The sequence below is a fragment of the Pantoea sp. PNT03 genome (genome assembly GCF_014852515.1).
In the GTDB taxonomy this organism is placed as follows: Bacteria; Pseudomonadota; Gammaproteobacteria; order Enterobacterales; family Enterobacteriaceae; genus Pantoea; species Pantoea leporis.
In genome coordinates this window covers 885,510-904,738 of the sequence record NZ_JACVBT010000001.1, presented here as the reverse complement: position 1 = coordinate 904,738, position 19,229 = coordinate 885,510, and the positions used below count along the sequence as shown (strand labels likewise).

Here is a 19,229-nt window from a genome sequence, read left to right as displayed (position 1 = left end):
TTTCATAATGAAAATAACTTTACTGCGACAGGCTTCGCTGCTGATGCTGCCTGCGATGTTACCGGTCTCGGCGCTGGCGGCAAACGCGGCCAGCAACACCATGGTGGTGAGCGCGGCGCCGTCCGCATCCGGACTGTCTGAACTGGATACGCCAGCGGCAGTTAGTGTGGTGTCCGGCGACGATATGCGCCACGCGGCACCGCGCGTCAATTTGTCAGAGAACCTCAGCAGCGTGCCCGGTTTGCAAATTCAAAACCGCCAGAACTATGCGCAGGACCTGCAGATTTCGGTGCGCGGTTTTGGTTCGCGTTCCACCTTTGGCCTGCGCGGCATTCGTATGTATGTCGACGGGATCCCCGCCACCATGCCCGACGGCCAGGGACAAACTTCCAACATCGATATCGGCTCCATCGATCACATCGACGTGCTGCGCGGCCCCTTCTCGGCGCTGTACGGCAACTCGTCGGGCGGCGTGATTAACGTTGAAACCGAAACCGGACAGCAACCCACCACGCTGGAAGCCAGCAGCTGGTACGGCAGTTACGGCAGCTGGCGCAACAGCGTTAAAGCCAGCGGTGCAACCGGCGACGGTACGCAAGCCGGCGACGTCAACTACACGGTTTCCGCCTCGCGTTTTACCACGCACGGCTTCCGCGATCACAGCTCGGCGCAGAAAAACCTCGGCAACGCCAAACTCGGCGTGCGCATCGACGATGTCAGCACCCTGACGCTGCTGTTCAACAGCGTGCACGTTGAAGCGCAGGACCCGGGCGGTTTGACCGCCGAACAATGGAAAGACAATCCGCGCCAGGTCGCCAGCAACGTGAGCTTGTACGACGCGCGTAAAACCGTCGATCAGACGCAAGCGGGCCTGCACTATCAGCGCCAGATGAGTGAAAACGACGACCTGAGCGTGATGATGTACGCGGGTGAACGTGAAACCACGCAGTATCAATCCATTCCTAAAGCCACCCAGCTGCGCGCAGGTTATCCCGGCGGCGTGATCGCTTTGTCGCGTCATTATCAGGGCATTGACACCCGCTGGACGCACCGCGACGCGCTGTTCACCATTCCGGTAACCTTCACTGGCGGGCTCGACTATGAAACCATGACTGAGAAGCGTAAAGGTTATCAAAACTTTAACGGCGACGAGTTGGGCGTACAGGGCGAGATGCGTCGTAATGAACGCAACCTGATGTGGAACCTCGATCCCTATCTGCAAACCGCGTGGCAGCTAACCGATAAACTGTCACTGGATGCAGGCGTGCGTTTCAGCACGGTGAATTTCGACTCCAATGACTATTACGTCACCGACAGCGATCCCGATGACAGCGGCAATCGTCGCTATCACCGCTGGTTGCCTGCCGCTGCGCTGAATTACGCCATTGATAACAGCTGGAACGCCTACGTTTCTGCTGGTCGCGGCTTCGAAACGCCGACACTGAATGAGTTGTCCTATCGCGCCGCCGATCAGGCCGGGCTGAATCTCAACCTGCAACCTGCCACCAGCGAAACGGTTGAACTGGGCAGTAAAAAACGCATCGGCAACGGACTGTTAACGGCAGCGATGTTCCAGACTGACACCAAAAACGAGATCGTTTCTGACAGCAGCTTTGAAGGCCGCACCAGCTACAAAAACGCCGGTGAAACCCGCCGTCGTGGATTGGAGCTGGGCCTCGACCAGCAATTCGGCGAGAGCTGGCGCTTCAAAGCCGCGTGGACCTTGCTGGATGCCCGCTACCGTTCTAACGCCTGCGGCACCGAAAGCTGCGACGGCAACCGCATTCCCGGCATTGCCCGTAACATGGCTTACGCCGGACTGGCTTACGCGCCCGATCAAGGCTGGTATGCCGGAACCGATGTGCGCTACCTGAGCGATATCGCGGCGGATGATGAGAATGACGTAAAAGCGCCGTCTTATACCGTGGTCGGCGTGAACAGCGGTTATAAGTGGCTGGTGCAGAACTGGACGCTGGATCTGTTTGGCCGCGTCGATAACCTGTTTGATCGCAACTACATCGGTTCAGTTATCGTGAATGAAAGCAACGGTCGCTATTACGAACCGGCGCCGGGTCGCAATTACAGCGTGGGCCTGACGGTGAGTTATGCGTTTCAGTAAATAAACGCGTTGGATAGATGATATTAAAGCCCTGCAAGCCGCTTGCGGGGCTTTTTATTGGTTGAATATTGTCCAGCACGGCATATTGCTTTATAGTTATGTAGCAACATCTCTACATATCATGGAGGTCGTGATGACAGTGACGAGAATCAGCAGTCGAGCTTTTAATCAGGAGGTATCCCGGGCCAAGAAAGCCGCCGAGGAAGGCCCGGTTTATATTACTGACCGTGGCAATCCTGCACATGTTTTACTGACATTTGAAGCGTATAAAAAACTCACGGGTTCAAACCGAAGCATCGTAGATTCACTCGCCATGCCGGACGGCGTAGATATCGATTTTGAGCCAGAACGTGCGACCATAATCAACAGGGATGTGGAGTTCTAATGCGCTATTTGCTGGATACCAATGTTATTTCAGAATTACGTAAGGCAGGGACGCCTAAAGCCAATCCTCAGGTGATTGCCTGGGCTAAAAGCATTGATGCTGAAGAGATGTTTATTTCAGCATTGACGCTGATGGAAATTGAAAAAGGTATCCTTAAGTTCGCCCGTAAAGACCCTCAGCAAGCCCATCATTTACAGCGCTGGTATCAAGAGCAGGTTCTGACAGAATTTGCCTGGCGCACACTTTCAATTGATAGCAGCGTGGCCCGTCTTTGCGCTCAGCTGCATATTCCTGATGAACGCCCACATACCGATGCGCTGATCGCGGCGACAGCGATTCATCACGAGCTGATTCTGGTCACGCGTAACGTACGGGATTTTGATACCACTGGCGTGATGTTGCTGAATCCGTGGCAGGAACTGTAGGCTCGCCATTCATGGCGACCTGAAAGCCAGGTGCGCATGAATGCGCACCCTACGATGATCCTTACTTCAACAACGCCAGCACATCATCGGTTGTGCCGGTTTCGCCCAGGCGCGGGAAGATACGCTCGACGCTGTTTTTATGCGTTTCGGCATTCAGGCAGGTCATGGCGTCGGTTGCCAACGTGACGTTGTAACCCAGCTCATACGCCTGACGCGCCGTGGATTCCACACCTATGCTGGTGGCGATGCCGCAAATCACCACTTGTGTGATGCCGCGCTGCTGCAGCTGCTCGTGCAGATCCGTGTTATGGAAAGCGCCCCAGGTTTTTTTGGTAACGATGATGTCGCCGCGCTGCTGCGCCAGGTCCGGCACCAACGTCGCCCAATCGGCTGGCAAATCGCCAGCGTGTTTCGGCTGCTCATTACGGCCAGGCGCGCCGCCCGCAACGTTGACCAGCACCACCGGGCGCTTTTGCCCGCGGAATGCATCGGCCAGACGCGCTGAGCGCTCAATCACTTCATGCGCCTCTAACGGTGCGACCGGCAGCGCAACAATGCCGTTTTGCAGGTCAATCACAATCAGCGCGGTGTTGTCGTCAAGGGTAGTTAAAGCCATGTTGAGTCCTCTCAGGATTATTGGTCGGCAAGTCGTTGCAGTAAGGGAAGCGCGGCCAGCAGCGTGTGCTGTTCCTGCGGGCTCAGTTGCGTTGCGATGCTGTTGAGCAGCCAGTCATCACGTTGTGCGCGGTTGGCAGCAATCAGTTTCAGGCAGGCATCGGTGGGTTGATAGCGGGTTTTGCGGCCATCCAGCGGATCGGCTGCGCCCTGCACCATACCCAGCGTCTGCAGGCTCGCCACGGTGGCACCCATCGACTGCGTGCGCACCCCTTCCAGCGTAGCCAATTCTGTTACCGTCATCGCGCCATCGCGCACCAGATAGCCGAGTACCGACACCTGCGGCCAGGTGAGATCCCCCGGCGGCGCCGATTCACGCAGGCGACGCGCCAGTTTGCCATTGATGCTGCGCAGTAACGCCGCCGCGCTGTTGAGGTCGCTCATGGCACCTTCTCCTTACTGATGAGCCGCGAGTATATAAATACGAAGGCAAACTGGGTAGTTTACCTTCGTATCAATTTGTAATTGTGCAAGATTGTTAGGTGGTCGCCATGCATGGCGATCCTAGGCACGCTGCAGATAATGAATCAAACTGTGGAAACGCAGCGGCGTGCTGAGGGGATTGCGGTAGCTGTGCGGCGTATCGGCGGCGAACTGGCTGGCCTGGCCCGAAAGCAAGCGGCGCCATGTGCCTTCCACGCCCAGCAACAATTCGCCTTCCAGCACCACAACCTGCTCAATCACCCCGCTTTCATGCGCTGATGAATCACTCTGCGCGCCACCCGCCAGCGTCACTTCCAGCAAATCAAAACGCAGTCTGGCATCGTACGGCAGCAGCGGCTTAACCTGCATCTGCGCGTTGGGCTGGCTGAAGGTCGCCACGCTGCCCGGCGGTTGATCGCTGCCCTGCACAAAGAAGGAAAACGGCACGTTAAAGCCAGTGGCAATTTTCCACAGCGTCGCCACCGTGGGGCTCGATTCACCGCGCTCGATTTGGCCGAGCATCGCTTTGCTCACGCCGGTGCGATCCGCTGCCAGCGTCAGGCTCCAGCCGTTGGCCTGACGCAGCTGTTTCAGCGCCAGACTCAAATGTTGATGCAAATTTTCCATGTGTTCTCCCGAAAAGCTCGCGTGCAGTGTAGCACTTGTGCGCTATAACGCTCCATGCCACAATGTGCGTTATAACGCACAATCGGATATGACCTGATGACCACCGCCAGCACACGCAGTGCCTTCTCTTTCCCGATGCTGATTTCGGGTTTTATCGCCGTGCTGGTGGGCTACAGCAGCACGGCGGCGCTGATCTTCCAGGCGGCGCAGGCTGCGGGCGCTTCGCCGGCGCAGATTGGCGGCTGGCTGTCGATGCTCGGCGTAGGTATGGGGTTGGCCTCGCTCGGCTTATCGCTATGGACACGCATGCCGATCCTCGCGGCCTGGTCGACGCCTGGCGCGGCGCTGCTCGCCACCAGCGTGCAGGGTTTGACGCTGAATGAAGTGGTGGGCGTGTTTGTCGCCACCAACCTGTTAATTGTGTTATGCGGCGTTACCGGCCTGTTCGCCCGCCTGATGAATCACATTCCGCAGTCGCTGGCGGCCGCGATGTTGGCCGGGATTCTGCTGAAATTTGGCATCGGCACCTTTAGCGGTTTGCAGAGCAATTTCGCGCTGTGCGGCAGCATGTGTCTGGTGTGGTTGTTGAGCCGCCGCTGGCTGCCGCGCTACGCCATCATTCTGGCGTTGATCGCGGGCGTGCTGGTGGCGCTCGGCCAGCAATCGATCCACTTTCCGCCGCATGCGCTGGCGATCAGTCGGCCGGAATTCATCATGCCGCAGTTTACTCTGGCGGCGCTGATTGGCGTGGGTTTGCCCTATTTTCTCGTCACCATGGCGTCGCAAAATGCGCCCGGCATCGCCACCTTGCAGGCGCACGGCTATCAGCCGCCGGTATCTGCGCTCACCGGCTGGACCGGCTTTATCGCTTTAGTGCTGTCGCCATTTGGCGGGTTTTCGGTGTGTATCGCTGCGATTACCGCTGCTATCTGTATGGGCGACGATGTCGATCCGAATCCGGCGCGCCGCTGGATGGCATCGGCATTGGCGGGCGTGTTCTATCTGCTGACCGGATTTACCGGCGGATTGATCGCCATCATGCTGAGCGCCTTGCCGCCGGTGTTGATTGCCACGCTGGCGGGCCTCGCGCTGCTGGCTACGCTGTCCGGCAGTTTGCAGCGCGCCTTAGCCGAACCGGATCAGCGCGACAGCGCCATCGTGGCGTTTCTGATCACCGCCAGCGGTATTTCGCTGCTCGGCATCGGCTCCGCCTTTTGGGGTTTGCTCGGCGGCATGCTGACCTATGTGATCCTTTCCCCGCGCAGCCGCGCTTAAAATTTCAGCAATCTTCTCCGCACGCGGGAAAAACGCCCTGTTTTTCCCCCTTTATCAGCCGTTTGATTTCGCTGCATTTGGCTTAAGATCACTATCATCGCCAAAAACACACACTGTTCTGCCTCAGACAACCACCGATAAGGGCCCAACGAGTGGCAAAAACTTTTCTGCGCAGCGGCAATCTGGACACGGTACTGGCACTGGGTGAAAACGGCCAGCCGGTCTGGACGTCCGCGCTGCAAATCCGTGAAACCCTGCGCCTGCGCCGCCAAACCACGCTGGCCAATTGCCTCGCGATCCCGCAGGTCAACGAGCGCGGTGACCGCCTCGATTGGTACGCCCCGTTTACTGGCAAAGTAAAATCCTGGCTGGGTGCCAGCGATCACGAGCGCCGTCAGGCGCTGGAACTGCTGACGCTAAACCAGCAGGATCTGCAGGCGCTGAGCCTGCGCGCGCGCGACGCGGAGAATCCGGCGATGCGCTTGTTTGGTGCGTTGCTGAGCAAAACGTTGCAGTTCCCGGATCAGCAATACGTTTATCTGGTGGATGGCAAACCGGTGATCACCTTCTGGGGCTTTGTTGATCCGCAGGCGCGTTCGCGTGATGACGCGTTGGCCTGCCTGCGCGATTCGCTGGAAGATGCGCTGCCGTCGCTGCTGCCAGAACCGCCAGCACCTGCTCCGCTGGTGGTTGCGCCGGTAATTGCGCCGCTGATCGAGGTGCCGCCTGCTGCTGCTCAACCGGTGATTGAGCCGGAACCTGAAGCCGAAGAACCGGCGGTTGAAGTCATTGCTGAGGCCGCGCCTGAACCGCTACCCGAACCTGTCGCGCCGCCACGTCGCGCCTTTGCCGTGCGTCCGCTGATGCTGCTGTTGCCGGTTGCGGCGCTGGTGGCTGCAGGCGTCGCCTACTGGCTGCACAGCGCGCCGCAATCTGCTGCGATTAGCGTTGCGGATGTGCCGGTGCCGGTGAGTAAGCCGCCTGCCGTGATGGTTAAAGCGGAAAAACTCGCCGCCACACTGCCACAAACCGCCGCCACCGTCGTTGCCGCCGCGCCGGTTGCCACACCTGTCGCGCCGCCTGAGGTGGTCGCTGAACACACTGAACCGGCCAAAGCGGATGATTTGGTGATGACCACCGAAGATGCGCGCGTTGGATCGGTGAAATTTATTAACGGCACCTGGCGCGTCACGTTGCGTCAAACCAATCTGCCGACCGGCAAACCGCCAAGCCTGCGCTATCAAATCCGCAACGGCAAAGGTACCGCCACCATTACCCAGGGCGACAACATCCGCTGTAAAGCCGATGTCACCGCCGCGATGACCAGCGCCGGCAGCATGGAAGTGCGCAGCCGCTATACTGCGACCTGCAGCGATAAATCGCGTTACCGCATGCCGGAACTGGTGTGTAAAGCCGGTGATGGCATCGCCAGCTGTACTGCGCAATACGGCGCAGATCAGGTCTTCCCGTTGACGATTAAGCGTGAGAGTAAGTAAACATGTTGGCTCCCCTCATCGATGACAAACAGAAAATCACGCTGATTGAAGATAGCGGTGTGCAGTTTCTTGATTTTGGTTTGCGTTTACCTGCGTTGCAGGCTCGCCGCCAGTTCGTGCGGCAAACCGCCAACGGCCCGCTGCTGCGCCTTAACGTCGACGGTAACAGCGGCAAGTTCCTGCTCTATCCGGAAGATGGCGGCGCGGCGGAAGTGGTGCGTCCGGAAACAGATATCGCGCTAGCCGACTCTCTGAAGCTGCTGGCCCATCAATGGCTGCCGCTGCCGGTGCTGCGCTGCACCAGCGGACGTCGTTTTATCGGCGGCCCGGACAACTGGGCACGTCTGCACCTGGCGCCGCTGGCGCAACCCGACGCGGCAGGCAACACCCATCGCATCACCCTCGCCTTTGATACGCGCATTGTGTCTGAGCAGGATGGCGGCGAGCAGCACGGTTTAAGCAAAGCCGATGCGCAGAACGGCGTCAGTTTCGCCCTCGCCTGGCACAACTACGAGCTGGGTGAATTCCTCGACCATACATGGGTTGATGGCTGGCTGCGTGAAACCTTTAGCCAGCAGGTGCATGCACTGGAATCACGTCGTGAGCAGGAGCTGAACCAGGCGCTGCGTGAATTCGAATATCAGGCGCACTATCTTAACTTGCTGGAACTGCTGGGCGAGCAGCTCGATCTGGCGGAAATCTATATTCAGGCAACTTCGCTGCAAACCCCGGCGGTCAACGTCGATATCATTCTCGACGTCGGCAACTCGCATACCTGCGGCATTCTGGTGGAAGATCACGCCGAAGAGAGCAGCGGCCTGCGTCAAACCTACGAGCTGCAGCTGCGCGATCTCTCCGAGCCGCATCAGGTTTACAACGAGCTGTTCGACAGCCGTCTGGAGTTTGCTGAAACCCGTTTCGGCAAGGCCAACTTCTCGCTGGAGAGCGGCCGGGAAAACGCTTTTATGTGGCCGTCGCTGACGCGCGTAGGCCGGGAAGCCAGCCGTCTGGCGTTGCTGCGTGCCGGCACCGAAGGCAGCACCGGTTTGTCCAGTCCGCGCCGCTATTTGTGGGATGAAGCGCGCTATCAGCCAGGCTGGCGCTTCAACGCCAACGGCAGCAGCGATGAGCCGCAAGCCACCGCGCTGCCGTTCACCTTACTGATTAACGACGAAGGCCAGCCGCTGCACGCACTGGCGGAAGACGACCGTCTGCCGGTGTTCTCCGCCAGCTACAGCCGCAGTTCGCTGATGACCTTTATGCTGTGCGAACTGCTGGCGCAGGCGATGATGCAGATGAACAGCGTGGCACAGCGCCAGCGCATGCCGCAAAGCCAGGCGCCGCGCCAGCTGCGTCATGTGATCCTGACGCTACCGTCAGCGATGCCGAAGCCGGAGCGTGAGATTTTCCGTCGCCGCATGCAGGAAGCCATCGCGCTGGTATGGAAAGCCGAGGGCTGGCATCCGGCCGAAGAGGAATTTACCGCCGCCAGCCAGGCAAACAGCCTGCGTCCGGTACCGGATGTGCAGATGGAGTGGGACGAAGCCACCTGTGGTCAAATGGTGTGGCTATTCAACGAAACCCAGGTCAACTTTGCCGGCCGCGCAGAAGATTTCTTCAGCAGCATGGCGCGCCCGGATCGTCCGCGTGAAGTTGACGAGCTGCCGGGTAAAAGCCTGCGCATCGCCTCGATTGATATCGGCGGCGGCACCACCGATTTAGCCATTACCCAATATCGTCTTGATGACGGCCAGGGCAACAACGTCAAAATCACCCCGCGCTTGCTGTTCCGCGAAGGCTTCAAAGTCGCCGGTGACGATATTCTGCTGGACGTGATTCAGCTGTGGATTCTGCCAGCGTTGCAGCAGAGCTTGCAGAAAGCCGGTTTGCAGTTGGCCGAACCGCTGATGAACAAGCTGTTTGGTCACGACAGCCGCATGGACGGACAAGCCACGCTGCGTCAGCAAGTGACGCTGCAGCTGTTTATTCCGCTGGCGCAGGCGGTGCTGGAGCAGTATGAAAATTGGGATCCGCTCGACAGCCACAGTGAAATCAACGCGCTGTTCGGCGAGCTGGTGCCGCAAAAACCGGCCAGCAGCGTGCTGGCGTTTGTGAATGGCGAAATTCAGCGCACGCTCGGCGGCGACAGCCGATTCGATCTGCTCGAAGTGCCGCTGGTGGTCAGCATGGCGCAGTTGCACGGCGAGTTCCTGCAACACCGTATGGCGATAATTCCGGCGCTGCGCGCGATGTGTGAAGTGGTGTCACTATATCAGTGCGATGTGCTGCTGCTCACCGGTCGTCCGTCACGCTTTCCTGGCATTCAGGCGCTGGTGCGACATCTGCAACCGCTGCCGGGCAGCCGTATTTTGTCGCTGGAAGGCTATCACACCAGCGACTGGTATCCGTTCAACAAGCAAGGCCGCATTGATAACCCGAAATCCACCGCCGCAGTCGGCGCGATGCTGTGCCTGCTGGCGCTCGATCTGCGCCTCAGCAGCTTCTGGTTCCGCGCCGGTGATTTCGAACCGTACTCCACCATTCGCTATCTCGGCGTGCTGGATGAGACCTCGGCGCTCAGCGACGATAATCTGTGTTACAGCGAGATCGATCTCGACAGCAGCAGCTTCGCGCTGGATCGCAAAAGCAGCTTCCGCATTCGCGGCAACGTCTGCCTCGGCTTCCGCCAGCTGGAGAACGATCGCTGGCCGGCCTCGCCGCTGTATAGCCTGAGCATTGTGGACCCGACGCTGGCGCGTCAGGTTGCCGGCGAAAGCGTACTGCGCATTAAGCTGGCGGTACAGCCCGGGCCGGATAATCTCGGCCCTGAACGCTTAGTGTTAAGCGATGCACGCATGGATGACGGCACGCGCGTGCCGCTGGAGCAGCTGAGTCTGAAACTGAATACTCTCTCCGCCACCGGCAACGCGAATGCGCAATATTGGATCGACAGCGGGAGCGTCTGCAAACGATGAGAACTGCCAAAAAAGCCTCGCCGGTTACGCCCGCGAAACGTCTGAGCCTGATGCAGGAAACGCTGGATGGCGCGCTGAACTGGGTGGAAACCCATCAGGCGCACGCGCCGCGTCTGGCGATGGAAGCTGAAACTCTGACGCTGCAGCTGCGCCGCGCGCGCGTGGAGAGCCATGCATTGGCGCGCCAGCTGGCGCGTCCGGTGACGCTGGCGCTGTTTGGCCAGTCGCAGGCGGGCAAAGCCTGGCTGCTGAGTGAGATGGTCGGTGATGCCCAGGGCCAGTTAATCGCGCGCCTTGGCGATAAAACCCTGAATTATTTCCAGAACATCAATCCCGGCAATCTCGATTTCGCCATCGCCACCCGCTTCAGCCACCAGCGTGAAACGCAATCCAACGCCTGGCCGCTGGAGATGACGCTGCTAAGCGAAGTGGAACTGATTCGTTTGATGCTGGCCTGTGCCAACACCGAGCTGCAGCCGGACACGGCGCAGATCGATGCCGCGTTGCAGCGTTTGCAGCGCCACCGTCAGGATGAAGCGCAGCCTGGCCTCGACAGCGATGCGCTGATCACGCTATGGGCGTGGAGCCGTCGTCACCATCGTCATGCCGAGATTCTCGATCGTCACTTCTGGCCGCAGGCGGTAGCGCTGGCGCCGTGGCTCAACGTGGACGACCGCGTGCAGCTGTTTGCCCTGCTGTGGCCGGGACAAAACGCGCTGAACGAAAGCCTGCGCAGCCTGATGCATTTGCGCCACCAGCTGCGCCATGCACCGCGCGTGTTAGCGCCGCTCAGCGTGCTGGTGGATGATGCCGCGCTGCCAGCAGAAAAACTGATTGGCAATGATGCCGACTGGCAGGAGATGATCGAAGTGTGTCCGATCGTCGCCAATCGCGTGGGGAAAGCGCAGCATGTACCGCTTGGATTGCTGTCGCTGCTGACGCTGGAGATCACCTTGCCGCTCAGCTCCACGCCGCGTCAGGCGCTGTACGATGATGCAGATATGCTGGAGCTACCTGCACCGGGCACGCCAGCCGATCGCGCGCAACAGGATGAACTGGCGCAGCTGCGCAAACGCGATCCGCTGCGCGCCACGCTGCTGGAACAGAAACGCGCGCTGCTGCCGGGCCTGTACGCCGCGCGTCAGGGCATTGATCTGATGCTGATCTGTACCGCTGCCAGCCAGCGTCACGACACCGATGTCGCCGCCAGCGCGCTGCGCGAGTGGCACATACACCAAACCATCGCCGCCAGCGGTGAGAAGCCGCGTCTGATTTGGGCGATCACGCCACATGATGCACGCTATCAGCAGCAGCAGATTAACGTTGATGAAGCGGTGCAACGCCAGATTGGTCAGCCGGGACAGAGTTGGGGGTCGATGCTGGCGCTGGATCGCGCGGGCGTCGATCGCATGGGCAGTTGGTTGCAGGATGAGATGCAGCCGGAAGCGCGCCGTGAGCGTTTAGCGTTGCAGCTCAGCGCGCTACAGCACAAGCTGGTGGAACGTTTGCAGCCGTGGACCGAATCCAGCGCCACGCCGGAACAGGCAGCTCGCAAGCAGGCGATCTCCGATACGCTGCTGAAATGCTTGCAACATCGCACCGGTTTGCACGGCGAACTATTGGAGCGTTTGCAGCCGTCGCGTGAAGCGGTGCGTCAGCTGTGGCTGAGCCAGAGCAGCAGCCATCACATTCAGCACAGCACCAAAACGGCGGCTGCTGAGCAGAGCTATTTCGGCATCGGCTTCGAGTTTGATCTGTTTAAAGATGAGCCGGTAGCTGCCGCTGAGCCGCGCAGTTCGGGCGGGCAACGCGATCAGCAGTTCCCGCAGCAGGTGTTTGCGCTGTGGCTGGAGCACTTGCGTCAGTTGCCGGAGAGCCGCAGCCTGCTGGCGCTGCTCAACGTTGATAAGCCGACGCTGGAGATGCTGGTGGAAGAGTTAATTACCGCCAGCTTCCGTCTCAAGGTGCTGAGCAAACTGCAAAGCGCGCTTAACGAGCCGGATGCGCAGGCCAGCGCCCATGAAGCGCGTACCGATCGTCAGGTTTCACGCGCCATGACGGTGCTGGGGGATTTTGTGGCGTGGCTGGGCTTTTTACAGCGCCCGGAGAGCGAGCGCCCTGAAAGCCGCGTCAATCGCGGTCAGACCATTTTTGCCCGTCCGCCTGCGCCGAGCGTCAGCTTCTCGCCGGGACAACGTTTGACGCGCTTGTCTGCCGCGCCCGCCAATCATACCGCTTACTACATTTATGACTGGCTGGTGGGGTTAAATTCGGTGATCGTTGAGAACAACGGCTACACCGGCGGCGGTGATTTGCCCGCTAATGCCCGCCAGATGCTGGCAATTTTGCTGTTACCGCTGCACGCGTAATTTATTCTCCACGCACCAGGCGCAGCTCGCCTTCTAACTGCTGCTGCGCCTCTTCCAGTAACGCCAGCACCGGCGCGAATTCTGCACTCTCGCTGGCGTCATCGGCATGCGCTAAATAGAAGGTGGCCGGCAGCGCCATGCCGCCGGTCAGCCAATCCCATAGCGCATCAAGATTGTTACCGAAATCCACTGCGCAGGCACTCTGCTGCACCAGCGCGCGGTAAAACGCCTGGCGATCTGACAAGATTGCAAAGTCAAAATGGAGCGTCAACATGGTTAAGGCACCTGTTTGAAGCTGCGATAGTGATCGGTGGTGAGGAAAATCAGCCCATCATTTGAGTAAAGCAGACGATCGGCGTCGCGGTGACCGCAATCGTAATTCACGTCAGCTTCATACCATTGCCTGCCCGCCTGCATCGGCAGCCTTCTTTCGCGGTTGCTAAAGCGATCGCCACCAATCGCACGGCCCGGTAATACCTCACACAAGTTGCCCTTGCTGGGATTCCAGCCCTGACGACGCGCTTCATTTTTGGTGAGATAGAGATCGGGTAATGTGTGATGCTGCTGCAGCCAACGCGCCACGGTGTTGGCATCGGTGAGCTGTGAAATATCGGGGTGGCTAGCTGACCATTTATCGGACAAACGCGGTTTTAGCCCGAGCCACAACGCGGCCAGGATCAGAATTAAGGCAATCCAGAGTTTTTTTGACATGGTGGCATCCTGAAAAACAGGACGACGATAATAACAGATTTAGGGCAGGGAAAAACGCGGGCCAGCAAAGCTGGCCCTGGCGGGGTTTACTGCATCGCGCTGGCGGATGGCGCGGCGTGACGACGCCATGCTCCCGGCGCTACGCCATACTGGCGTTTAAAGCTGCGGTTAAACGACTGCTGCGAGTCGAAACCGAGTGAAATCGCCACGTTAAGAATCGGTTCATTACTGGTGGTCAAGCGATCCGCTGACTTCTTCAGCTTCTTCTCACGGATGTATTCGCCCAGAGGCAAACCCGTGTGCTCTTTGAACATACGCTGCAGGTGCCATTTCGAATAACCGGCGCGCCCCGCTACGGTATCCAGATCCAGACGCGTTTCAATATTGTTGTCAATCCAGTCGATCAAATCGTGAATAAATGCGGTGGTCATCATCTCGTTTTCTCCGGTCGCCGTTGCGAACAGTATCAGTATCAGTTGCAATTACACTTTAAGGTTGAACGACTATGCCAGTTAATGCAAGTTTTATTATTGCATTAAATGCCGCACTGCGCGTAGGGGCTTTGATCCTTCTGCAACGTAATGATCAAAACCGCACATAAAGTGTATCAGATATTCTTGCAGATGCAGTTTGAGCAAGCCTACACTCGTGGCGTTTTAATGCAATCATAAAAGTTGCAGATTTTTCGTACGTCTCCTTTCATTTTCACCAAAGCGGAATAACAACAATGCATCTGCAAACGTACAGGGTTCAATGGGCGGTAAGCCTGTCAGGAGTGATGTTGCTGGGAAGCCTGCTGGCCGGTTGCGATCGCGGTGTGGCGCAAAACGCCCCGCCGCCACCGCCCGAAGTAAGTGTCGCGCAGGTGGTAGAGCAGAAAGTCAGCCAATGGGATAGCTTCAATGGCCGTTTCGAAGCGGTGCAGAGCGTGCAGCTGCGGCCGCGCGTTTCGGGCTATATCGATCAGGTTAATTATCGCGAAGGCGATGAGGTGAAAAAAGGACAGGTGCTGTTCACCATCGACGATCGCACCTACCGCGCCACGCTTGAGCAGGCGCAGGCCGAACTCGCCAACGCGCGCAGCCAGGCTACGCTGGCCCGCAGTGAATCGGCGCGTACCGATAAACTGATCGGCACCAATGTCGTGTCACGCGAAGAGTGGGAACAGCGTCGCTCGGCGGCTAATCAGGCGCAGGCCAGCGTGCTGTCAGCACAGGCGGCGGTGGATATGGCGCAGCTGAATCTTGATTTCACCCGCGTTACCGCGCCGATTGAAGGTCGCGCCAGCCGCGCGATGATCACCACCGGCAACTTAGTGACCGCCGGTGACAGCGCCAGCGTGCTGACCACGTTGGTATCGCAGGATCGTATGTACGTCTACTTCGACGTCGATGAAGCCACCTATCTGCATTATCAGGCGATGGCGCGTAAAGGCGAAAATCGCGGGTCGCTGCCGGTAGAAGTAGCGCTGACCGGCGAAGAGGGTTTTCCGCATCGCGGCACCGTGGATTTCCTCGATAACCAGCTGACCGCCAGCACCGGCACCATCCGCATGCGCGCCTCGCTGGATAATCAGCAGCGTCAGTTCACACCGGGCCTGTTTGCGCGCGTGCGCTTGCCGGGCCGCGCCGACTTCACCGCCCTGTTGATTGATGATAAAGCCGTGCTCACCGATCAGGATCGTAAGTACGTTTACGTGGTCGATGCGCAAGGTAAAGCCCAGCGCCGCGATATTCAGGCCGGCGAGTTAGCCGATGGTCTGCGTATTGTGCAGCAAGGCCTGAAGCCCGGCGACAAGGTGATCGTTAACGGCTTGCAGAAAGTCTTTATGCCTGGCATGCCGGTGAACGCCCAACCGGTGGCGATGCGCTCCGCTCAATAACCTTCGAGACTGCCTTTTATGGATTTCTCCCGCTTTTTTATCGACCGACCGATTTTCGCCGCGGTGCTGTCGATTTTGATCTTTACCACCGGACTGATCGCCATTCCGCTGCTGCCGATCAGTGAATATCCCAACGTGGTGCCGCCGAGCGTGCAGGTGCGCGCGGAATATCCCGGTGCCAACCCCAAAGTGATTGCAGATTCTGTGGCGACGCCGCTGGAAGAAGCCATCAACGGGGTAGAAAACATGATGTACATGAAATCCGTGGCGGGTTCCGATGGCGTGCTGGTCACCACCGTGACCTTCCGTCCGGGCACCGATCCGGATCAGGCGCAGGTTCAGGTGCAGAACCGCGTGGCGCAGGCTGAAGCGCGTCTGCCGGAAGAGGTGCGCCAACTCGGCCTCACCACGCAGAAGATGTCGCCGACGCTGACGCTGGTGGTGCACATGTTCTCGCCGCACGGCAAGTACGATTCCCTCTATCTGCGTAACTACGCCACCCTGAAGGTGAAGGATGAACTGGCGCGCCTGCCAGGCGTCGGTCAGATTCAGATCTTCGGTGCCGGTGAATACGCGATGCGCGTCTGGCTCGATCCCAATAAGGTGGCGGCACGTGGCTTGACCGCCTCCGATGTGGTCAGCGCGATGCAGGAGCAGAACGTGCAGGTTTCTGCCGGCCAGCTTGGCGCGGAGCCGCTGAAGAAACAGAGCGATTTTCTGCTGTCGATCAACACCCAAGGTCGTCTTGAGAGCGAAGAGCAGTTCGGCAATATCATCCTGAAAACCGCCGACGACGGCACGCTGGTGCGACTGCGTGACGTGGCGCGCATCGAGATGGGTTCTGGCAGCTACGCGCTGCGTTCGCAGCTCAACAACAAAGATGCGGTCGGCATCGGTATCTTCCAGGCGCCGGGCGCCAACGCCATCGATCTGTCAAATGCGGTGCGCGACAAGATGGCCGAACTGGCCACCCGTTTCCCGGACGATGTGCAGTGGGCCGCGCCGTACGACCCAACGGTATTCGTGCGTGACTCGATCCGTGCCGTGGTGCAAACGCTGTTCGAAGCGATTGTGCTGGTGGTGCTGGTGGTGATTCTGTTCCTGCAAACCTGGCGCGCCTCGATTATCCCGCTGCTGGCGGTGCCGGTTTCGGTGGTCGGTACCTTCAGCATCCTTTATCTGCTCGGCTTCTCGCTCAATACCTTAAGTTTGTTTGGGCTGGTGTTGGCGATCGGTATCGTGGTGGATGACGCCATCGTGGTGGTGGAGAACGTCGAACGTAATATCGAGCAAGGCTTGTCGCCGACGGCGGCGGCGCATCAGGCGATGCGGGAAGTGTCCGGGCCGATTATCGCCATCGCGCTGGTGCTGTGTGCGGTGTTCGTGCCGATGGCGTTCCTGTCCGGCGTGACCGGTCAATTCTATAAGCAGTTTGCGGTGACGATTGCCATTTCAACGGTGATCTCCGCCATCAACTCGCTGACGCTGTCACCAGCGCTGGCGGCGCTGCTGCTGAAGCCACATGATGCCGCAAAGGATATGCCGACGCGCATTATCGATCGCCTGCTCGGCTGGCTGTTCCGTCCGTTCAACCGCTTCTTCCAGCGCAGTTCGGATGGCTATGAATCGCTGGTGGGTAAAACCTTGCGTCGTCGTGGCGCGGTGTTCGGCGTCTACGTGCTGCTGCTGGCCGGTGCGGGCTTTATGTTCCATACCGTGCCGGGCGGCTTTATTCCGACGCAGGACAAGCTCTACCTGATTGGCGGCGTGAAGATGCCGGAAGGTTCGTCGCTAGCGCGTACCGATGAAGTGATTCGCAAGATGAGCGAGATCGGCATGAACACCGAAGGCGTGGCTTATTCGGTCGCCTTCCCCGGTTTGAACGCGTTGCAGTTCACCAACACGCCGAATACCGGCACGGTGTTCTTCGGTTTGAAGCCGTTCAGTGAACGTACGCGCACCGCCGCGGAAATTAATGCTGAGATCAACGCTAAGATCTCGAAAATCCAGCAAGGTTTTGGCTTCTCGATTATGCCACCGCCGATTTTAGGTCTGGGACAAGGTTCGGGTTATTCGCTGTATGTGCAGGATCGCGCGGGGCTCGGTTACGGTGCGCTGCAAACCGCCATCAACACCATGACCGGTGCGGTGTTGCAGACGCCGGGCATGATGTTCCCGATTTCATCCTACCAGGCCAACGTGCCGCAGCTGGATGTGCAGGTGGATCGGGATAAAGCCAAAGCGCAAGGCGTGTCGCTGACCGAACTGTTCAGCACGCTGCAAACCTATCTGGGATCGTCTTACGTCAACGATTTCAATAAGTTTGGTCGCACATGGCGCGTGATGGCGCAGGCGGACGGCGATTTCCGCGATAGCGTGCAGGATATCGGCAATCTGCGTACCCGCAACGATCGCGGCGAAATGGTGCCGATTGGCAGCATGGTGAATATCACCACTACATATGGCCCGGATCCGGTGATTCGCTATAACGGCTATCCGGCGGCGGACCTGATTGGTGATGCCGATCCGCGCGTGCTCTCTTCGGCACAGGCGATGCAGAAGCTGGAGGAGATGTCGACGCAGGTGCTGCCGAACGGCATGAACATTGAATGGACCGACCTGAGCTATCAGCAATCAACGCAGGGCAATACCGCGCTGATCGTCTTCCCGGTCGCGGTCCTACTCGCATTCCTGGTGCTGGCGGCGCTGTATGAAAGCTGGACGCTACCGCTGGCGGTGATTCTGATTGTGCCGGTAACCATGCTCTCGGCGCTGGTCGGTGTATGGCTGACCGGTGGCGATAACAACGTGTTTGTGCAGGTTGGGCTGGTAGTGCTGATGGGACTGGCGTGTAAGAACGCGATTCTTATCGTCGAGTTTGCGCGCGAGCTGGAGATGCAGGGCAAGAGCATTGTCGATGCAGCGCTGGAAGCCTGTCGTCTGCGTCTGCGTCCAATCGTTATGACCTCGATTGCCTTTATCGCCGGTACTATTCCGCTGATCCTTGGTGAAGGTGCAGGCGCAGAAGTGCGCGGCGTAACCGGGATTACCGTGTTCTCCGGCATGTTGGGCGTGACGCTGTTTGGGCTGTTCCTGACGCCGGTGTTCTATGTGACGCTGCGTAAGCTGGTGACGCGCAAGCAACCACAAGCTGAAGTGCAAACGGTGTAAGGGTATTAGGTGAAGTGAACGATCCGGGCCAAGTGCCCGGATTTTTTTGCGTGCAGATTGAGGCAATAAAAAAGGGCGTCATGAATGACGCCCTTACGGATGAGAGTGGTTTTAGCGGCCTTTTTTACACAGGTCGGCGAGTTCGAGATCGGGCAACTCTTCGCAGTTGCTGGTGTCGTTATGCTTCAGTTCGGCCAGCGCGTCCGCGACGGTGCGGGTTTCCAGCACTTTCAGCGACGCTTCTTCAGCCTCTTCAGCAATCGATTTGAAATACCAACACAGGTTGGCACTGACCAGACAACGCGGTGCCACGTCGGGACGTGACGCCCAGAGTTTTTTATCTTCAATCACAGAAGTATAAATGTCGCGCAGTGTGATTTCGGCGGCCGGGCGACCCAGATGAATGGAACCGGTGCGGCCAAGCGTTGAGACGATGATGCCGTCACGCGTGAGCGGAACCATAAGTTTCCGAATGAAACTGGGGTTCGCTTCAAGACCATACGCCAATATGGCACTGGTCGAGCGTTTGCCCAGTTGCTCCGCCATCGCTACGCTCAAAACCATCTGCAAAGCTGTCGGGAAGCGGTAATCAAGCATTTCAATATCCTGAGTTGCGGTTATCTTGTTGTTTTTATGCCGCGACAGTGAGTAATCAATGAGCAATAAATATAACAAACACTGTTGCTTTTTAGAAGT

At 58.5% G+C, this 19,229-nt stretch carries 16 protein-coding genes; 9 read left to right on the top strand and 7 right to left on the bottom strand.

The window, feature by feature from the left end:
- The first annotated feature begins 7 nt into the window (after positions 1–7).
- The 3 genes from pqqU (at position 8) to IB226_RS04270 (ending at position 2,929) form a co-directional block, all read left to right on the top strand.
- Positions 8–2,119: a TonB-dependent receptor PqqU gene (gene pqqU, locus IB226_RS04280; RefSeq protein ID WP_192233730.1), complete on the top strand. Its 2,112-nt coding sequence runs from the start codon at positions 8–10 to the stop codon at positions 2,117–2,119.
- A gap of 133 nt (positions 2,120–2,252) precedes the next feature.
- Entirely contained in the window at positions 2,253–2,504 is a 252-nt protein-coding gene (locus IB226_RS04275) for a type II toxin-antitoxin system prevent-host-death family antitoxin (RefSeq protein WP_101764487.1), read from the top strand.
- Entirely contained in the window at positions 2,504–2,929 is a 426-nt protein-coding gene (locus IB226_RS04270) for a type II toxin-antitoxin system VapC family toxin (protein WP_192233729.1), read from the top strand. Before IB226_RS04275 ends, IB226_RS04270 begins: the two co-directional genes overlap by 1 nt.
- 61 nt (positions 2,930–2,990) lie before the next feature.
- On the opposite strand, the gene IB226_RS04265 is transcribed toward IB226_RS04270, so the two are convergent.
- The 3 genes from IB226_RS04265 to IB226_RS04255 all read right to left on the bottom strand — a co-directional run bounded on the left by IB226_RS04265 (position 2,991) and on the right by IB226_RS04255 (position 4,654).
- The gene (locus tag IB226_RS04265) at positions 2,991–3,545 is read right to left on the bottom strand and encodes an isochorismatase family protein (protein WP_110866079.1); all 555 of its coding nucleotides are present in this window, start codon (positions 3,543–3,545) and stop codon (positions 2,991–2,993) included.
- Between the two features lie 17 nt (positions 3,546–3,562).
- Complete coding sequence (locus IB226_RS04260; RefSeq protein WP_192233724.1) at positions 3,563–3,988, bottom strand: MarR family winged helix-turn-helix transcriptional regulator; 426 nt, start codon at positions 3,986–3,988, stop codon at positions 3,563–3,565.
- A gap of 120 nt (positions 3,989–4,108) precedes the next feature.
- Positions 4,109–4,654: a helix-turn-helix domain-containing protein gene (locus IB226_RS04255; RefSeq protein ID WP_137385718.1), complete on the bottom strand. Its 546-nt coding sequence runs from the start codon at positions 4,652–4,654 to the stop codon at positions 4,109–4,111.
- Positions 4,655–4,750: 96 nt separating this feature from the next.
- Here IB226_RS04255 and IB226_RS04250 point away from each other — a divergent pair, with 96 nt between their 5' ends.
- The 4 genes from IB226_RS04250 to IB226_RS04235 all read left to right on the top strand — a co-directional run bounded on the left by IB226_RS04250 (position 4,751) and on the right by IB226_RS04235 (position 12,769).
- Complete coding sequence (locus IB226_RS04250) at positions 4,751–5,929, top strand: benzoate/H(+) symporter BenE family transporter (protein ID WP_192233722.1); 1,179 nt, start codon at positions 4,751–4,753, stop codon at positions 5,927–5,929.
- Between the two features lie 152 nt (positions 5,930–6,081).
- Positions 6,082–7,425, top strand: a complete 1,344-nt coding sequence (locus IB226_RS04245) for an SrfA family protein (RefSeq protein WP_192233720.1) — start codon at positions 6,082–6,084, stop codon at positions 7,423–7,425.
- 2 nt (positions 7,426–7,427) lie between these two features.
- Positions 7,428–10,400 (top strand): virulence factor SrfB, encoded by a 2,973-nt coding sequence (locus IB226_RS04240; RefSeq protein ID WP_061720134.1) that lies wholly within the window; start codon positions 7,428–7,430, stop codon positions 10,398–10,400.
- Positions 10,397–12,769 (top strand): virulence factor SrfC family protein, encoded by a 2,373-nt coding sequence (locus IB226_RS04235; protein WP_192233718.1) that lies wholly within the window; start codon positions 10,397–10,399, stop codon positions 12,767–12,769. The genes IB226_RS04240 and IB226_RS04235 overlap by 4 nt, the downstream gene beginning before the upstream one ends.
- A gap of 1 nt (position 12,770) precedes the next feature.
- Here IB226_RS04235 and IB226_RS04230 read toward each other — a convergent pair whose 3' ends face one another.
- The 3 genes from IB226_RS04230 to IB226_RS04220 all read right to left on the bottom strand — a co-directional run bounded on the left by IB226_RS04230 (position 12,771) and on the right by IB226_RS04220 (position 13,914).
- The gene (locus IB226_RS04230; protein WP_192233716.1) at positions 12,771–13,043 is read right to left on the bottom strand and encodes a barstar family protein; all 273 of its coding nucleotides are present in this window, start codon (positions 13,041–13,043) and stop codon (positions 12,771–12,773) included.
- 2 nt (positions 13,044–13,045) lie between these two features.
- Positions 13,046–13,480 carry a ribonuclease domain-containing protein gene (locus tag IB226_RS04225; protein ID WP_192233715.1) on the bottom strand — a complete coding sequence of 145 codons (435 nt, stop codon included), beginning with the start codon at positions 13,478–13,480 and terminating at the stop codon, positions 13,046–13,048.
- A gap of 86 nt (positions 13,481–13,566) precedes the next feature.
- The gene (locus IB226_RS04220) at positions 13,567–13,914 is read right to left on the bottom strand and encodes a helix-turn-helix domain-containing protein (protein ID WP_008110158.1); all 348 of its coding nucleotides are present in this window, start codon (positions 13,912–13,914) and stop codon (positions 13,567–13,569) included.
- A gap of 293 nt (positions 13,915–14,207) precedes the next feature.
- Between IB226_RS04220 and IB226_RS04215 the strand changes: the two genes are divergently transcribed.
- Both IB226_RS04215 and oqxB read left to right on the top strand, forming a co-directional pair.
- Positions 14,208–15,362 carry an efflux RND transporter periplasmic adaptor subunit gene (locus IB226_RS04215; RefSeq protein WP_101764498.1) on the top strand — a complete coding sequence of 385 codons (1,155 nt, stop codon included), beginning with the start codon at positions 14,208–14,210 and terminating at the stop codon, positions 15,360–15,362.
- 18 nt (positions 15,363–15,380) lie between these two features.
- On the top strand, positions 15,381–18,533 hold the full coding sequence (oqxB, locus tag IB226_RS04210; RefSeq protein WP_110866070.1) for a multidrug efflux RND transporter permease subunit OqxB: 3,153 nt from the start codon (positions 15,381–15,383) through the stop codon (positions 18,531–18,533).
- Between the two features lie 111 nt (positions 18,534–18,644).
- Here oqxB and IB226_RS04205 read toward each other — a convergent pair whose 3' ends face one another.
- Entirely contained in the window at positions 18,645–19,130 is a 486-nt protein-coding gene (locus tag IB226_RS04205; protein WP_008110154.1) for an Rrf2 family transcriptional regulator, read from the bottom strand.
- Between the last annotated feature and the right edge of the window lie 99 nt (positions 19,131–19,229).